Source organism: Micropruina sonneratiae (genome assembly GCF_025972045.1).
Lineage (GTDB): Bacteria > Actinomycetota > Actinomycetes > Propionibacteriales > Propionibacteriaceae > Micropruina > Micropruina sonneratiae.
Genome location: NZ_JAPDHX010000002.1, coordinates 83,769 through 101,279, shown reverse-complemented (window position 1 = coordinate 101,279; position 17,511 = coordinate 83,769). Strand labels below are relative to the sequence as shown.

8 protein-coding genes are annotated in these 17,511 nt (G+C 73.3%); 4 read left to right on the top strand and 4 right to left on the bottom strand.

The genetic code is table 11. The features are described from left to right. Nucleotides 1-14 precede the first annotated feature (14 nt). From OIE40_RS05550 to OIE40_RS05535, 4 genes are read left to right on the top strand one after another with little or no spacing between them, the layout of a single operon-like run. Nucleotides 15-3,128, top strand: a complete 3,114-nt coding sequence (locus tag OIE40_RS05550) for an exodeoxyribonuclease V subunit gamma (RefSeq protein ID WP_264700846.1) — start codon at nt 15-17, stop codon at nt 3,126-3,128. Then, on the top strand, nt 3,128-6,358 hold the full coding sequence (locus OIE40_RS05545; protein WP_264700845.1) for a UvrD-helicase domain-containing protein: 3,231 nt from the start codon (nt 3,128-3,130) through the stop codon (nt 6,356-6,358). The genes OIE40_RS05550 and OIE40_RS05545 overlap by 1 nt, the downstream gene beginning before the upstream one ends. After that, nucleotides 6,351-8,105, top strand: a complete 1,755-nt coding sequence (recD, locus tag OIE40_RS05540; RefSeq protein ID WP_264700844.1) for an exodeoxyribonuclease V subunit alpha — start codon at nt 6,351-6,353, stop codon at nt 8,103-8,105. Before OIE40_RS05545 ends, recD begins: the two co-directional genes overlap by 8 nt. A 16-nt stretch (nt 8,106-8,121) precedes the next feature. Continuing rightward, nucleotides 8,122-8,376, top strand: a complete 255-nt coding sequence (locus OIE40_RS05535; protein ID WP_264700842.1) for an RNA-binding S4 domain-containing protein — start codon at nt 8,122-8,124, stop codon at nt 8,374-8,376. On the opposite strand, the gene OIE40_RS05530 is transcribed toward OIE40_RS05535, so the two are convergent. The 4 genes from OIE40_RS05530 to OIE40_RS05515 all read right to left on the bottom strand — a co-directional run bounded on the left by OIE40_RS05530 (nt 8,357) and on the right by OIE40_RS05515 (nt 17,429). Next, nucleotides 8,357-10,144: an AMP-dependent synthetase/ligase gene (locus OIE40_RS05530; protein WP_264700841.1), complete on the bottom strand. Its 1,788-nt coding sequence runs from the start codon at nt 10,142-10,144 to the stop codon at nt 8,357-8,359. The genes OIE40_RS05535 and OIE40_RS05530 overlap by 20 nt on opposite strands. A gap of 76 nt (nt 10,145-10,220) precedes the next feature. After that, a complete protein-coding gene (gene nudC, locus OIE40_RS05525; RefSeq protein WP_264701700.1) occupies nt 10,221-11,087 on the bottom strand; it encodes an NAD(+) diphosphatase in 867 nt (288 codons plus the stop codon). 10 nt (nt 11,088-11,097) lie between these two features. Further along, nucleotides 11,098-14,241, bottom strand: coding sequence for an ATP-dependent helicase (locus OIE40_RS05520; protein WP_264700840.1), 3,144 nt, complete (start codon nt 14,239-14,241; stop codon nt 11,098-11,100). Beyond that, nucleotides 14,238-17,429: an ATP-dependent helicase gene (locus OIE40_RS05515; RefSeq protein WP_264700838.1), complete on the bottom strand. Its 3,192-nt coding sequence runs from the start codon at nt 17,427-17,429 to the stop codon at nt 14,238-14,240. The genes OIE40_RS05520 and OIE40_RS05515 overlap by 4 nt, the downstream gene beginning before the upstream one ends. Nucleotides 17,430-17,511 lie beyond the last annotated feature (82 nt).

Below are 17,511 nucleotides of genomic sequence, written 5' to 3'. Positions count from 1 at the left end.
GGGTGTTGCCCAGCATGACCGGCATCTTCCTTCACCGTTCCTCCGACGCCACGGCACTGGCCGCCGAGCTGGCGTCCCGGCTGGGCGTCCCGCGTGACGACCCGTTCGCCCTCGACCTGGTCGTCACGCCGCACCCGCACCTGCGCCGCTGGCTCACCAACGAGCTGGCCCGCAGGCTCGGACGCCCGGGCGAGGGGGTGTGCGCCGGGGTCACCTTCGTCACGCCGCCGGGCCTGCTGCGCGACCTGGGCGACCCGGCCGCGTTCTGGAGCCCGCAGCGCCTCACCTGGCGGCTGCTCGAGCTGATCGGCTCGACCGACCAGCCGGGCTTCGCCCAACTGCGCCGGCACCTGGCCAACTCGCGCGACAGCTATCGGGTCGGACGCCGCATCGCCGGCCTGTTCCATCGCTACCTGCACTGGCGTCCCGCCCTGGTCGAGGGGTGGGAGAACGGCTCCGATACCGACGAGAACGGCGACCCGCTCGGTTTCGATGCCTGGCAGCCGGCCCTGTGGCGGCTGGCGGCAGCCGATGCCAGCCCGGTCGCCGCGCAGCGCAGCTTCCTGACCCGGTTGCGCTCCGATCCCGGCTCCCTGTCCCTGCCGGCGCAGGTCTCGGTCGTCGAGCCCGACCCGCTGTCGCCGTGGTGGGTCGAGGTGTTCGCCGCGCTGGCCGAGCACCGCGCCGTGCACGTGTCGCTGCGCCAGGTGACCGCGCCGTCCTGGCCCCGCGCCGGCGAGGACGACCCGGCGAGCCGGCTGAGCGCGTTCGAGGCGGGCGTGAGCACGGCGCTGCTGAACCGCGCGGCCAGCGACACCGTGCTGGTTCCGGCTGGTTCACCCGGCGGCACCCTCGGCTGGCTGCAACGGCGCCTCGCCGGTGAGCGGCCGGACCCGCCGGTCGCCGACGGCAGCGTGCAGGTGCACGCCGGGCACGGGCCCGAGCGACAGGTCGAGATCCTCCGCGACGTCATCACCGGACTGTTGGCAGCCGATCCCACCCTGGAGCCTCGGCACATCGTGGTCGGCTGCGCCGACCTGTCCGAGGCCGGCCCGCTGATCACCGCGTCGTTCCGGCTGCCTCCCGAGGTGCCCGGGCGTCACCCCGCCAACGACTTCCGGGTGCAGGTGGCCGACCGGAGCTCCGCCGAGTCGAACCCGGTGCTCGGCGCGCTGGTCCAGGTGCTGGGACTCATCGAGTCGCGCGCCACGGCCGCCGACGTGATCGACCTGTGCGCCAGGCCGGCCGTGGCGGCCCGATTCGGCTTCGACGACGACACCCTCGAGCGGTTGGTACAGCTGGCCGCTGCCGCCGGGGTCCGGTGGGGGCTGAACGCGCGGCACCGCGCCCGCTACGGGCTCGGCGAGGTGCGGCAGAACACGTGGCTGGCCGGCCTGCAGCGGATGCTGCTGGGTGTCGCCCTGAGCGAGGAGCGGCTGCCGATCGTGGGCACCACGCTGCCGCTGCACGACGTGCAGGACGGCGACCTGGCGGGGCTGGGCGGGCTGGCCGAGCTGCTGGCCCGGCTGGGCCTGCTGGCGAACCTCGCCGACACCCCGACCACCCTCGCCGGCTGGGTGCAGCGGCTGCAGCAGGCGGTCGACGACTTCACCCTCGCCGCCGGCGACGACGCCTGGCAGCGCACCGACGCGCAGCTGCGGCTCGCCGACCTGGCCGAGCGCGGCGCCGGCGAGGCCGAACTGAGCCTCACCGAGGTGATGGCGTTGCTGGCCGACGAGTTCGAGCGTGGCCGGGCCCGGTCGACGTACGGCAACGGGGCGCTGACGGTGTGCTCGCTGGCGTCCCTGCGCGGTGTCCCGTACCGCGTGGTGTGTGTGCTCGGCCTCGACGACGGCGTCTTCCCGCACCGTGCCGAGCGCGACGGCGACAATCTCATGCTGCACGATCCGCGGCCGGGAGAGCCCGACCCACCGGCGCAGGGCCGGCAGGTGCTGGCCGACGCCGCGGCGTCCGCCCGGCAGGCGCTAGTGCTGGTGCACCAGGGCCGCTCGGCGCTGACCAACGAGAAGGTGCCGCCGCCGGCGGCGCTGGCCGACCTGCTCGACGTGCTCGCCGAGGCCGGGGTCGAGCCACAGCAGCACCCGCTCCAGCCGTTCAGTCCGGAGCTGTTCGAGGCGTCCGCTCCGCGCAGCTACGACCCGGCCGGGCTGCGGGGGGCCCGTGCCCTGGTCGGGCCCCGCCGTGTCCTCGCCGCCGACCTCGCCGTTCCGCCGGCCGGGCCGCTGCGCGAAGTGACCCTCGATGAGGTGAGCGGCCTGGTCGCCGACCCCGTGAAGCAGTTCCTGCGGGTTCGCTGCGGTCTCAACCTGGGTGACGCGCCCGAACCCGTCGAGGAGATCCCCATCGAGCTCGACGGGTTGCAGAGCTGGGCGGTGGGTGACCGGTTGCTCGGGCTGGTCGCCGCGGGCCGGCCCGTCGACGACGCGGTGGGGGCCGAATGGTTGCGCGGCCAGCTGCCTCCCGGCCAGCTCGGCAACCGGATGCTCGACGACGTCCGGCGCACCGTCGAATCCATCGTGCGCCACCTGCCGATCGGCCTCGACGAGCCGGTGGCGCATCACGATCTGGCGTTCGACTGCGGCCCGGTCCGGCTCACCGGCCGGGTATCGACCCGCGACGACGTGATCCTCGACACCACCTACTCCAAGCTCCAGCCCCGGCACCGCCTCGGCACCTGGCTGAAGCTGCTGGCGCTGACCGCCGCGACCGGACGCGGCTGGCGGGCGGCGTCCGTCGGCCGCAACTGGACGCTGAAGCTGCGCGGCCCCGAGGTCGAGGTCGCCGTCGCGGTACTCGATCGGTGGCTGCGCCTCTACCGCATCGGCCTGGACGCCCCGCTGCCGCTGCCCGCCTTCTTCGGCCAGCAGCTCGGGCGGGTGATCGCCGACGGCGCCGACCCGATGACGCAACTGCGCGACCTGCACAAGGCGTACCGCCCACGCCGCGGCCCCGGCATGGACGGGTGGGCGACGTTCTACCCCGGGGTCGAGGACCTGCTGGCGGTCGCCGTCGGCGCCGACGACCTCGACCAACCCGACGAGACCTCACTCGCCTGCGCCGCCGCCCGCGTGCTGTGGGGTCCGCTGACCGATCATGAGGTGCGCTGATGCAGGCCTTCGACGAGTTCGACCCGGCCGGCGGGCTGGGTACCGGCATCACGGTGCTCGAGGCGTCCGCCGGCACCGGCAAGACGCATCGGATCGCCGACCTGGCCGCCCGGCTGATCGGCGAGGGCCGCGCCACCATCGACCGGCTGCTGATGGTCACCTTCGGCCGGGACGCCACCCGCGAGCTGCGTTCCCGGGTCCGTGACCACCTGATCTCAGCAGCCCGGCGGACGTCCGACGCCAAGGCCGCGGCGAGGCTCGCCAACGCCGTCGCCGGCTTCGACGCGGCGGCGGTGATGACCATTCACGAGTTCTGCCAGGCGATGTACAGCCGGCTCGGCGTGCTGGCCGCCGGTGACCCGTCGGGCACGATGCTGCCCGACCTGCGCCCGCTGGCGCGCGAGGTGGCGGTCGATGAGTACCTGAAGCGGTACGCCTTCGACCAGCGGCTTCCACCGATGCCCCTCACCGACACCGACGGCTGGCTGACGCAGGACGGCGCCGAGCGGCTCACCCTCGATGCCCTGCAGCACGCGTTGCGCGCGATCGTGCCCCAGGGCGACGACGGGTCGCCGGGTGAGCGGGTCCGATTCGCGACCGCGGCGCGCGACGAGGCCGCCCGCCGTCGCAGCAGGCTCGGACTGCTCACCTTCGACGATCAGCTGGCCCGGTTGCGCGACGCCCTGGCCGATCCGGACAACGGGCGCGAGGCCTGCGCGCGGCTGCTCGGCGGGGTCGATTTCGTGCTGGTCGACGAGTTCCAGGACACCGACCCGGTGCAGTGGGAGATCCTGCACCGGTTGTTCGGCGACCAACGCCCCGTGGTGCTGATCGGCGACCCGAAGCAGGCGATCTACACCTTCCGCGGCGCCGACGTGCAGGCCTACCTCAAGGCGGCCGACAGCGCCGAGCGCCGGTACGGGCTGAGCACCAACTACCGCAGTGACGCCGACCTGGTCGACGCGCTGGGCTCGCTGTTCGCGGGCCTGCGGCTCGGCGACGGCATCGACGTGCACCCGGTGACCGCGCACCGCGCCGGTTCCGGGCTGCGGCAGGGCGGCAGGCGTGTTCCGCCGGTGCTGCTGGCCACCCTCGATGAGGAGCAGAAGCACTGGCGGGCGGTCGAGGCCGTCATCGCCGACGTGGTCCGGCGGGTCCGGCAGCTGCTCGACGACCACGAGCTGGCCGACGCCGACGGCACCGGCTGGCGCCCTGTCGATGCCGGCGACATCGCCATCCTGGTGCGCACCAACTCCCTCGCCCAGCGGATCGCCGACGGGTTGCGGGCCGGGGGGGTCACGGTGGCCCTCAGCGGCGCCGAGAGCATCTACGACTCACCGGCCGCCGCCGACTGGCTGGCGCTGCTCCGCGCGCTGGCGTCGGGTTGGCGCGGCGACGTCCGCAAGGCGCTGCGCACGCTGTTCTTCGAGGCCTCGCTGGCCGACCTGGCGACCGCCGACGAGCAGCAGCTCGCCGATTGGACGGCGACCGTCCGGCAGTGGGACCGCATCCTGTCCCGCTCCGGCGTGGCGGCCCTGTTCGCCGCGATCGGCGCCGAGACCGACTTCATCGACCGGGTGCTGGCGCGGCCCGACGGTGAGCGGTTGATGACCGACTTCCGGCACGTCGCCGAGCTGCTGCACGAGGCGTCCGGCCATGAGCGGCCGACCGCGGCCTGGCTGGCCGAGTGGCTGGCCGAACAGCTCACCCGGCCGTCCTCCGAAGGCGAACGCACCCGTCGGCTCGAGACCGACGCCCGCGCCGTCCAGGTGAAGACCGTCCACCGGGCCAAGGGCCTGCAGTACCCGATCGTGCTGCTGCCCGACCTGTGGCGTCCGTTCGGCGGGGCCCGGTCCGGTGATTCGGGTGGGGCGTTGCTGTTCCACGACGACGACGGCCGCGCACTGGTCGACCTGGGCGGGGTGAGCGGCACCGGGCGGGCCGAACGGCTGGCCAGGGCCCGCGCCGAGGACGACGAGGAGGAGCTGCGCCTGCTGTACGTGGCGTTCACCCGGGCCCGCTCGCACGTCATCGCCTGGTGGGCACGCACCGAGGAGGCGACCGGCTCGTCGCTGCACCGGGTGCTGTACCGCGAGCGCCGGGCCGAGGCGGCCGCGCCCGAGCGGTCCTACCCGCTCGACGTTCCGCCCGGCAGCCTCGCCCCCGCCCAACTCGAGTGGCTGCGCGCCACCCCCGGCATCGAGGTGCATCCGGTGCGGGTGACCACCCGGGTGCCGCAGGTTTCGGCGTCCGAGGCCCCGCCCGGGTTGCGCGCACGAACCTTCACCCGCACCATCGACGCCGACTGGCGCCGGACGTCGTACTCGGGCCTGACCGCGGGCGTGCATCACGAGGCGCCGCTGCTGCTCGACGAGCCGGAGGAGCCGGAGGGCGTCACCCCGCCAGTCACCGGGTCGGCACCCTCGCCGATGCGTGACCTGCCCGGCGGCACCCAGTTCGGCAGCCTCGTGCACGCCCTGTTCGAGCAGGTTGACCCGGGCAGCGGCCACGTGGAGCTGCGGGCCAACCTGGCCCGGGCCGTGGCCGAATGGCTGCCCCGCTTCCCGCTGCCCGGCGTGGACGCCGAGGCGCTGGTCGACGCACTGCTGCCGGCCTTCGGCACACCGTTGGGACCGCTGGCCGACGATCGCAGCCTCGCCGAGCTGCCGATCGCCGACCGGCTGGCCGAGCTCACCTTCGACCTGCCGCTCGAACCTGCGTCGGGGTTCACGCTCGGCGATGTCGCCGGGCTGCTTCGGCGGCACCTGGGCACCGACGATCCGTTGGTCGGCTACCCGCACCTGCTGGCCGATCCCACGCTCGCCGCTCAGCCGTTGAAGGGGTTTCTGACCGGCAGCATCGACGCCGTGCTGCGGGTCGGAACCGCTGATCGGCCCCGCTTCGTAGTGGTCGACTACAAGACGAACCGACTCGGCGGCGACGATCTCACCCTGGGACACTACGGCCTGGGCCCGATGGTCAGCGCCATGTGCGCCAGCCACTACCCGCTGCAGGCCCTGCTGTACTGCGTGGCCCTGCACCGGTTCCTCGCCGGACGCCTGGCGGGTTACGACCCTGCGGCGCACCTGGGCGGAGTGCTGTACCTGTTCGTGCGCGGCATGGGCGGACCCGAGGCCGGCCCGGCCACCGGCGTGTTCGAGTGGAGCCCGCCGACCGGCCTGGTGACCGAACTGTCCGCGCTGCTGGGGGCTGGAGGTGTCCATGCGTGACCCGGAACTGTCCGTGGTGGCCGACGACCTGGTCGGTGAGTTCCACCAACTGGGGGTGCTCGACTGGGCCGATCTGCACCCGGCGCGACACCTGTGCCTGCTCTACGGCGAGAACGACCCGACGGTGAAGCTGGCCGTCGCGCTGGCGGTCCGTGCCCTGCGGGCCGGCTCGGTGTGTCTGGAACTCGACCGGGTGCGGTTCAGCGTGACCGGCCGCGATGACGAACTCGTCGAGGTGCCCGACGAGCTGTGGCCCGACGAGGATGCATGGCGGGCGGCGCTGGTCGCGAGTCCGCTGGTGGCGCTCGAACCCGACGGCGACCTGCGGCTGCCGGTGCGCCTGGTCGGAGACCGGCTCTACCTGACCCGCTACTGGGAGCAGGAGGAGCAGGTCCGCGCCGCCCTGGTCGAGCGCACCCTGGCCAGGTCGGCGGCTGTCGAACAATCCCTGCTGCAGCCTCGACTGGACGAGCTGTTCGGCGCCGACAGCGACCCCGACCAGCGGCGGGCGGTCGAGCATGCCGCCACCGCCGGGCTGACGGTGCTGGCCGGCGGCCCCGGCACCGGCAAGACCACGACGATCGCGCGGATGCTCGCGATGCTGTTCGCCCAGGGTGTGCGGCGGGTGGCGCTGGCCGCCCCGACCGGCAAGGCAGCGGCTCGGATGGACGAGGCGCTGCGCGGCGCGGCGGCCCAGCTGCCGCCCGAGGTGGCCGCTTGGGCGTCCGGGCTGAGCGCGTCCACCGTGCACCGGCTGATCGGTCTCACGTTCCGCAGCCGCTCCACCCCGCGCTACCACGCCGACAATCCGCTGCCGCACGACGCCGTCATCGTTGACGAACTGTCCATGGTGTCGCTCACCCAGATGGCCCAACTGGTCGACGCGGTGGCACCTGCCGCGCGGCTCGTGCTGGTGGGTGATCCCGACCAGCTCAGTTCCGTCTCGGCAGGCGCCGTACTCGCCGACCTCACCCGGGCCGGCTGGCGCGGTACCGGCGGCTCCAGCCCGGTGGTCACGCTGCACCGCAACTACCGCTTCACGGGTCTGCTCGGCGATCTGGCGTCAGCGGTGCGCCACGGGGACGCCGACCGCGTCCTCGACCTGGCAGCGGCCGGCGATTCCCGGCTGACCCTGACTCCACCCGACGATCCGCAGGACGCGCTGCGGGCCCGCGTGGTGCATGCCGGACGGGCGATCCACGCTGCCGCGGTACGCGGCGACGCCGACGCGGCATTGGCGCTGCTGGACCGCCACCGACTGTTGTGCGCGCACCGGCAGGGGCCGTTCGGTGCGACCAGCTGGGCCCGCCAGGCCGAGTTCTGGTTGCGCGCATCGGTGCCCGGCTACGGCGCCGAGGGTGAGTGGTTCGCGGGCCGGGCGGTGCTGGTCACGTCGAACCAGGCCGACTGGGGGCTGTGGAACGGCGACACCGGCGTCGTGCTGGTGTCCGACGGCCGGCCGGTCGTGCACTTCGCCGGCACCGAGCGGCGGGCCTTGGCGCCCGACCTGCTGGGCGGCACCCAGTCGGTGGACGCCCTGACCGTGCACAAGTCGCAGGGCAGCCAGTTCGCCGAGGTCACCCTCGTGGTTCCCCCGGTCGAGTCGCCGCTGCTCACCCGTGAACTGCTGTACACCGCGGTCACCAGGGCCACCGACGCCGTCCACCTGATCGGCACGCCCCAGGCGCTGGCCGAGGCGGTGAAACGCGCGGCGCGGCGCGCGTCCGGCCTGCGCGAGCGGCTGTAGGGGCCAGACTGGGCGCATGGAGATCGCGATCGGCACCGACAGCATCAGGCTCGGCCAACTGCTCAAGTACGCGGGCCTGGTCGCCGACGGTGGCGAGGCGAAGGCTCTGATCGCGGCCGGTGCCGTCCACGTCGATGGTGAACCGGAGACCCGCCGGGGGCGTCAGGTGCCCGTCGGTTCGGTGCTGGAGGTCACGGCTGGGGACACCAGGCACACGTTGCGCGTGGTGGCTGAGCAGCCGGACGATCCGCTCACCTCCCCCGAGGTTTGATCACCTTCGCGTACATCTCGTCGATCAGGTGAGCGAACCGTCGTTCGACCTCGCGCCGCTTGATCTTCAACGTCGGAGTGAGCAGGCCGTTCTCCTGGGTGAACTCCTCCACCGCCATCCGCAGGTCACGGATCTGCTCGTGCTTGGCGAGCTGGCTGGTCAGGGCCGTCACCCGCTCCCTGATCTCGTGCAGGACGGCCGGGTGACTCAGCAGTTCGTCGCGGCGCTCCCAGGTGAGTTGCAGGCGGCGTCCGACGTCTTCCAGCGCGGGCAGCGACGGGGCGACCAGCAGGGTCAGGTAGGGGCGGTTGTCCCCGAGCACCAGGGCGTGTTCGAGCAGAGGATCGGTGGCCAGCAGGCCTTCGATCGGCCCGGGGGCGATGTTCTTGCCGTTGCTGGTGACGATCAGGTCCTTGATCCGGTCGGTGATCCGCAGGTACCCGTCGGCGTCCACCTCGCCCACGTCGCCGGTGTGCAACCACCCGTCGACCAGCACTGCGGCGGAGGCTTCTGGCTGACCCCAGTAGCCCAGCATCAGGTTCGGCCCGCGATAGCAGATCTCGCCCGCGTCGGTGAGCCGCACCTGCGAACCGTCGATCACCCGGCCGACGGTGCCGAACCGGTGCGCGGCCGGTGAAGGGAAGCTGACCAGCGGGGACGCCTCGGTGAGGCCGTAGCCCTGCAGCACCGGCAGGCCGCAGGCGAAGAAGAACTCCTCGATCTCCTGCCGCAGCGGCGCGCCGCCACAGGCCAGCACCGACTTGGCACCGCCCAGCGCGTTCCGGATGCTGTTCAGCACCAGGGCGTCCGCAACCCGGAACTGCACCCTCAGCAGCGGCGACGGCTTCGCCCCGGCCTCGGCGGCGCTGTGGTACTGACCGCCGACCCGCAGGGCCCACGCCATGAGTCGCTGTTTCAGCGCCGAGCCGGCCACCTTCTGGTGGGCGGTGCTGACGACCTTCTCGTACAGCCTGGGCACGCTGACCAGCATCGTCGGACGGGCCAGCACCAGCTGTTCGGCGACGGTGCGCGGGTCGGGCACGTACGTGTTGAGGCAGCCGGACGCCAGCACCACGAATGTCCAGGCGCGTTCCAGAGCGTGGCTCAGCGGCAGGAACGACAGCGACGAGTCGTCGGGCCCGATCGACAGCTGCGCGGTCAGCACCGCCAGCTGGTGGGTGAAGCCGCGGTGGGTGAGCATCGCCCCCTTGGGCGGCCCGGTCGTGCCGGAGGTGTAGATGATGGTCGCCAGATCGTCGCCGGACGCCCGGGCCAGCGCGGCGTCCACGGCGCCGCCGTCGGGGGGCGCAGCGGCGACTTCGTCGGCAAGGGTGGTCACCGCGGGGTCTCCGACGGCGGTGAACGACACCACCCGCCTCAACTCGGGCAGCCCGGCCATCAGCGGCTGCAGCCGGACCCATTCGGATTCACCCGCGATGAACGCGAGCCGGCAGCGGGAGTCGCCGAGGATGTGACGGATCTCCTCGGGCGTGCTGGTCGGGTACAGCGGCACGACCACCAACCCGGCGCTCAGGCAGGCCAGGTCGACCAGGCTCCACTCGGGCAGGTTGGGGGCGAAGATCGCCACCCGGTCCCCGCGCTCCAGCCCGTCGGCGAGCAGCCGTGCCGCCAGCCGGCGCACGTCGGCGCCCAGTTCGGCGTAGCTGCGGGTCGTCCAGCCGTCCCCTGATCGGATTCGGGTGGCGGGACGCTGCCCATGCCTCGTGACCGCCTTGGCGAACACCACAGCAACGTTGCTCGGATCCATCCGTCGTCCTCCCCTTCGGACCCAACCTACTGGACCGTAGGAAGACCCGGACACCGGTGCGGGACGCCGGCGGCGCTCAGCCCTCCGGTCGAGGCAGCGATCCGGTTCGCCAGTCGTCGATGATGCCCTGCGCGATCGAGCCGGAGCCGGGCAGCGCGACCTCGCCGTTGGATGTCGCCTCGGCCAGCTCGTCGCGGCTGAACCAGCGGGCGTGCTCGATCTCCACCCCGTCGACGTTCAGTTCGTCGCCGGCGGCCCGGGCGATGAATCCGAGCATCAGCGAACGTGGGAACGGCCACGGCTGGCTGCTCAGGTAGCGCACCGCTGCGACCCGGACGCCGGTCTCCTCGGCGACCTCGCGCCGGACCGCCTGCTCCAGCGACTCCCCCGCCGACACGAAGCCGGCCAGGATCGACATCCGGCCCGTCGGCCACACCACCTGATGACCCAGCAGCAGCCGGTCGTTGGCGTCCAGCACGGCCACGATGATGGCCGGGTCGCTGCGCGGGAAGCGGTCGCGGTTGCAGTTGTCGCAGTGCCGGACGATGCCGCCGGTGGTCACCCGGGTCAGCGCCCCGCAGGAGCCGCAGTGCGGTGAGGTCCGGTGCCAGTTCACCAGCGCCACCGCGGCAAGCACCAGCTCGCGGCCCGCGTCGTCCAACACCGGCAGCAGCGTGCGCAGGCCGGCGCTCGGCTCCGCGGCGGCCAGCACGGCGAACACCGCGGCGCCCCGCCACCGGCCCAGCAGATAGTGCCGTTGCGGGTCGTAGTCCCCGCTGGGCCGCCGGTCGGCAACGCCACGGCGGTCGTCGGTGCAGGCGACGTGGCCGGTCTCGTCCACCGACAGCAGCAGGCTGCCGGCGGCACTCCACTGCTCCTCGACCCAGGCGTCGTCCTTACGCTCGTACTCGCAGCGGTCCAGGTGGCTGGCGGCGGTCTGCATGCTCACCAAACTAGAGCGTGCGCAGTGACTCGATCGCCGACGTCCACTCCGAAGCGGGTGGTAGCCGCTCCGGCACCACCAGTTCGTCGTCGAGAATGTCGAAGAAGGCCGCCTGGACCTGGTCGAGCGGCACCCCGGCGAGGTCGGCCCAGGCCTGCCGATAGATGGCGAGCTGGCCCGCGTCGGCGTGGGCGACGTCGCCGGTCTTCCAGTCGACCACCAGAAAGCCCTCGTCGGTGCGGAACACCGCGTCGATCCTGCCGCGCACGATGGTGCCGGCGACCAGCATCGAGAACGGCACCTCGACCGCCACCGGACGCCGGGTCGCGAACCGCCCCCGCTCGAAGGCGGCACTCAGCGCCGCGAAGTGCGGGTCGTCGGGCGGCTCCTGGCCGGGGTCGACGTCGAAGGTCGGTGCGAGCGAGAAGCGGTCCTCGAGCCAGCGGTGGAAGCGGGTGCCCAGCCGTTGCGCCGCGACCGGACGCCGCGGCATCGGGCGCGCCACCTCGGCGGTGAACGCCTCGGCGTCGCGGGTCAGCCGCACCAGCCCGGTCGCGGAGAGGTACTCGGGACGCCCCGGCGCCGTGACCTCGATCGCGGCTCTGGCCAGAAGCTCGAGGTCGGCGTCCCAGCCCTCGACCTCGGCACGTTCGTCGGCGCTCAGCCCCGGCGGATCGACCGGAACCAGCACGTCGCCGGCCCGCTCGACCTGCTCGGCCAGGCGCTGCCGCCGCTCGCGTGCCTCCGGATCGCCGAGCACCGGCCACTCCAGCACGGCCCCCGATCCGGCCAGCGGATTGACCGCCCCGGCGGGTGCGGCCTCGCGGACCACCGCACCGTGCTCGGCGATCGTGCGCAGGTACGGCGACGGCACCCGGGGCTTGACCAGTTCACCCTCCCAAGAATGGGTGCTGGCGATCAGCAGCTGCTTGGCCCGGGTGACCGCCACGTAGGCGAGGCGGTCCTCGGCGTGCCGGGCCTGCCGCTTCAACGCCGCGGCGTACTCCTTGAAGGCCGCATCGGAAGCGTCGGACAATTGCGGGACTGCGACCGCGTCCCCCCGCAGTTCGGCCGGCAGCACCGCCGCGTTGGTCACCCAATTCTCCGTGACCCGATCGTTGGGGAACACGTTGTCGGCCATGCCGGGCAGGAAGACGACCTCCCACTCCAGGCCCTTGGCCTTGTGCACGGTGAGCAGCTTGACCGAATCGGCGTCGGTGGCCACCGCCTGGTCGAGCCCGACGCCGTGTTCGCGCTCGGCGTCCAGGTAGGCGAGCAGTCCCCCCAGCGACGCCTCACCGTCGACGTCGCAGTAGGCGGCCACCGCGTCGGTGAAGGCGCCCAGCTGCCGCCCCGACGAACCGGACGCCGCCAGCTCGGCCTCGAGCCCCAGCGTGCCGATCACCCGGCGGACGAGGTCGAGCACCGGCTCGCCGGCGTGCTGCCGCAGCGTGGCGAACTCGGCCGCCAGTTGCCCGAACCGCCGCCGGGCCGCCGCGCTGTACCGCAGGTCACCCGGATCGTGCAACGCCTCGAGCAGGCTCGGGACGGTGACCGATTCCGTGCGGGCCAGTGCCCGGCCGAGGTCATCGACAAGGTCGCTGTCGCGGGGACCGGTCAGCTTGGCGAGCTCGGCGGCCCGCCGGCCCAGCAGCGCCAGGTCGCCCACGCCGATCGCCCAGCGCGCCGAGGTGAGCAGCCGGACCGCGGCCGGGTTGGCGCTGACGTCGTCCAGCAGCGCCAGCACCGAGCACACCTCGACGATCTCGGGCAGTTCCAGCAGACCGCCGAGGCCGACGATCTCGACCGGGACGTCACGTGCCGTCAGGTCGGCGTACAGCCCCGGGATCTGGACGTTGCGGCGCACCAGCACCGCCACGTCCGACCACAGCGGCACGCGCCCCGACTCGTGCAGCGCAACCACCCTGTCGCCGATGAAGCCGACCTCGTCCGGCCAGGTGTCGAACGAGGCCACCTCGACCTGGCCGGCCGGCGTTCCCGGCGGAGCGGTCAGTGTCACCACTCGCACGTCGTCGCCGACGGCGGGGTCGGTGTGCAGGCCGGCGGCGAGCCCGTTGGCGACCGCCAGGATGGCCGGCCCGGAACGCCGGTTCACGGTCAGCGCGAACGACTGGGCGGGCAGCCCGTCGCTGGTCGGGAAGTCCGCAGCGAACTGCAGGATGTTGCTGGCCGCGGCGCCGCGCCAGCCGTAGATCGCCTGGTGCGGGTCGCCGACCGCCGTGACCGGATGGCCCCGGCCGGATTCGGGATCGGCTCCGGAGAACAATGCCCGCAGCATCGCCGCCTGCGCCGAGGAGGTGTCCTGATACTCGTCGAGCAGGACCACCTTGAACCGCCGCCGCAGCAGGGCGGACACGCTCGGCACCCGCCGCGCCAGCTCGGCCGCCACCGCCATCTGGTCGGCGAACTCGACGTAGCCGAGCCTGCGCTTGAGCTGCGCGTACGCGGCCGTCAGACCGAGAAGTTCGAGGCGCTGCTCGGTGACGGCCCGGGCGCTGCGCACCGACGCGTACTCGCGCCGGTACCGGTTCAGCGGCGCCTCGTCGAGCGCGGTGAGGAAGTCGCGGGCGTGGGCGCCGACCTGATCGGCTCCGACCAGGTGCGACGTCAGGTCGGAGTCGAGCTTCAGCAGCCGGTCGGTGAGGGTCGCCGGAGTGTAGCCGCCCAACTGCTCGAACGGGCCGGCGGCGTTGGTCACCACCCGCGCCGCGAGCCGGTAGCGCGACGCGCCGGTGATCATCACCGGGTCGCTCTCGACTCCGATCCGCAGCCCGTGCTCGGCGACCAGCCGCGCAGCAAAAGCGTCGTAGGTCAGGATCAGCTGCTCGCCGGCCTCGTCGACCCCGTCGGCGTCGACCACCCCGGCCCGTTCGAGCGCCCCTCGCACCCGAGCGGACAGTTCGGCCGCAGCCTTGCGGGTGAAGGTGAGACCCAGCACCTCCTCGGGAGCGAGTTGCCCGCTGCCGACCAGCCACACCACGCGGGCCGCCATCACGGTGGTCTTGCCCGACCCGGCGCCGGCGATGATCACCCCGGGCTGCAGCGGTGCGGTGATCGCCTCGAGTTGCTGGTCGGAGAACGGCAGCCCCAGTACGTCGGACAGCTCCTGTGGGTTCGTGAGGACGGCCGTCATGCCACCACCTGGGCCCCGGCGGACTTGGCCGGGCAGCTCGCCGCGAACGGGCACCACGTGCAACCGGGGCCGGGGGTCGCCGGGTAGTGCCCGGTGCGGAGCAGGCGCACAGCCCGCCCCAGCCGCTCGTGCACCCAGGTCGGATGGGCCTGGTCGTCGTCGGCCAGGTGTGGCCGCTCGGTCAGTGCCGCCTGCCGCAACTCCTTGGGGTAGTCGTCGAGGTCACTGCCGCCCGGGATCCGCAGGTAGACCAGGCTGCCGCCGGCGCTGGTTGCCCCCTCGCCGGCCAGGTGGGCGAAACCGCCGGCCTCGATGGCCAGTTGGTAGACGCCCAGCTGCTCGTGCGAGGCGGTCGCCTCGCTGGTGGGTGCCCGCTTGCCGGTCTTGAAGTCGACCACCCGCAGCCTGCCGTCCGAGCCGCGCTCGAGCCGGTCGACGGCGCCCACCAGCCGCACCGGCGTGCCCTCGACCTCGAGGTCGACCTCGAACCGTTCCTCCACACCCAGAACCTCGGTGCCGGCGTTGGCATCCTGCCAGTTCAGGAACCGGGTGAGAGCCGCCTCCGCCTGGTCGCGTTCGGCGACCGACAGCCAGGCCGTCGCGAAGGGTAGCTCGTCCCAGACCTGGTCGAGTCGCGCCAACAGCTCGTCCAGGCGTAGATCAGCGGTTCGGGCGTGCTCGGCGAGCACGTGGATGACCGAGCCCAGGCTGGCACTCGAGGTGCGCGCCGGTTCGGCGTTGACCTCGCGACTCAGGTAGTGCTGACGGGGGCAGGTCAGCAGGCCGGTCAGGGTCGACGGGCTGATCCGCAGCGGCAACGCTGCGGGCGTCGCCGCGGTGGTCGGGTCCAGCACCCCCCACCAGGACGCCGGCCGGGCCTGCGGTGCCAGCGGCCGCCCGCGGTCGTCGGTGAGTGCCGCCAGCCGCGCCAGCCTGGCGCCGGCCGCTTCACGCAGCGCCGGTGAACTGGCCGGGTCGGCCGCTCGCCGCCGGAGTTGCGCCACGAGCGCGGGCAGCGTCAGCGGACGCTGCGGCGCGACGAACTCGCGCGGCTCGACCCCGAGCTCGGCCAGGAACCGCGAGGGCTGATTGGCCTCGCCGTCGGAGCCCTGCACGGCGGTGACGATCAGCCGAGCGGACGCCCGGCTGCAGGCGACGTGGAACAGCCGACGTTCATCGGCCAGCGCCTCGCGTGGATCGGTCCGGCCCGTGAGGCCGTCACTGACCAGTTCGGCCGGTTCGAGGATCGCCGCCCCCGGGCCGGGGGCCGGCCATAGCCCCTCCTGGACGCCGGCGACCACCACCACCGGCCACTGCAGCCCCTTCGCCCGGTGCGCGGTGAGCAGCCGGACGCCGCGGCCGCGCACCTCGGCCTCCCGGGTGGTGTCTGCCGGGATCTCCTGCGCCGCGACCTCGGCCAGGAAGCCCCGGACACCGCCGGTTCCCGCGGGCTGCTCGCTGGCCTCGGCGGCGGCGAACAGGGCGATCACCGCGTCGAGGTCGCGGTCGGCCCGGCGTCCGCTCTCACCACCCGCCCGGCTGGACGCCTGCAGCCGGGAGGGCCAGTCGGTGCCCGACCACAGCGCCCACAGCACATCACCGGCACCGGCGCCCGGAGTGAGGAGCACGTCACCGGCCCGCCGCAGCAGCGCGGCCAGACCCTGCACCGCCGACGCCTCGGGGCTGCCGTCGAGCGGGGCCAGTCGCTCCGGTTCGCGCAGGGCGTCGGCGATCAGCAGCGACGGCGGCCGGGAGAGCAGCCCCGACCCGGTCTCGTCACGTTCCAGTTCGAGCAGCCGGCGTCCCAAGGTGCGCAGACCGACGGCATCGAGCCCGACGAGGGGCGAGGTGAGCAGGCGCTTCGCCTCGTCGGCGTCGAGCTGGCCGTCGCGCAGCACCACCTCGAGCGCGAGCAGCAGTGGCCGGACCGCCTGCTCGGCCATCAGCGGGATCTCGTCGCCCGCCACCTCGACCGGCAGGCCGGCCGCCACCAGAGCCCGTGCGATCGGGGCGATCTGCCGGCTGCCGGAGCGCACCACCACGGCCAGATCGGCGTGGGCGAAACCCTCGTCGAGGTGGGCGCGACGCAACTCGTCCGCGATCAGCTGCGCCTGCTCGGCCTCGGAACTGCACACGTAGCTGCGCACGTCGGCCCCCTCGCCCGGCTCGGCCGCCGCCGCGGGTTCGGGCCGCAGCACGCGCGCCGGCTCGTCACCGAGCACCGGCAGCGGCACCCGACGGGCCACCCGACGCCAGGCGGCGGCTAGGGCGGGCGATCCGCGGTGGCTCTGGCGCAGCGCGATGACCGGTGCCGGCGTCCCCGCGACGGTGCGGAAGGTGGCCGGAAAGTCGCTGAGTCCCCGGGGATGGGCGCCCCGGAACCGGAACACCACCTGGTCGGGGTCGCCGACGGCCAGGATCGCGCCACCGGTGGGCACCAGCGCCCGCAGCAGCCCGACCTGGGAAGGGTCGAGTTCGGCGTATTCGTCGACCAGCACCCGCGACACCTGGGCACGGACCGAGGCGACGAGCTGGTCGTCGGTGAGCGCGATCCGGGCTCGATGCACCAGCTCGGCGTAGTCGAGGCTGCCCTCGTGGTCGAGCACGTCGAGGTATTCGGCGAAGAAGTGCCCGACGCTCACCCATTCGGGGCGCTGTGCCTGGACGCCTGCCGCCACCACGTCCTCGGGGTCGAGGCCGAGCTGCCGCACCCGCGCCATCGCCGCGCGCACCTGGCGGGCGAAGGCGCGGGTGCCCACCGCTTGGTGCACCTCGGTGGGCCACAGCGAGGTGCCCCGGCCGACCAGCAGCTCACGGACCCGGAACTCCTGCTCAGGAGCGGTGAGCAGCCGCGGCTCGGCCTGGCCGGGCCCGGCGGCCCGCCGCAACAGCCACAGGCAGAAGGCGTGCACGGTGGTCACCCAGGGCGGGCTGATGGTGCGGTCCAGCGCCCGGGCGACCCGGTTGCGCAGCCGGCTGGCCGCGCGGCGGCTGAACGTGAACACCAGCGGTTGGGGACCCTCGGGCGTCCGCTGCCCCAGCTCGAACGCCGCCGCGGCGGCGATCACCGTCGTCTTGCCCGAGCCGGGCGGACCGACGACCAGCGCGGGGCCGTCGCGGTGATCCTCGACGGCTGCACGTTGGTCGTCGCTCAGCGGCCAGCCGGCGAGCGCGGTGCGGGAGTCCATGGCGTCCATCGAATCAGGTGCCGACGACAAAACCGGAACGACGACACGCCGTCGCCGATGTCACCCCCACGAGTGACAGCCG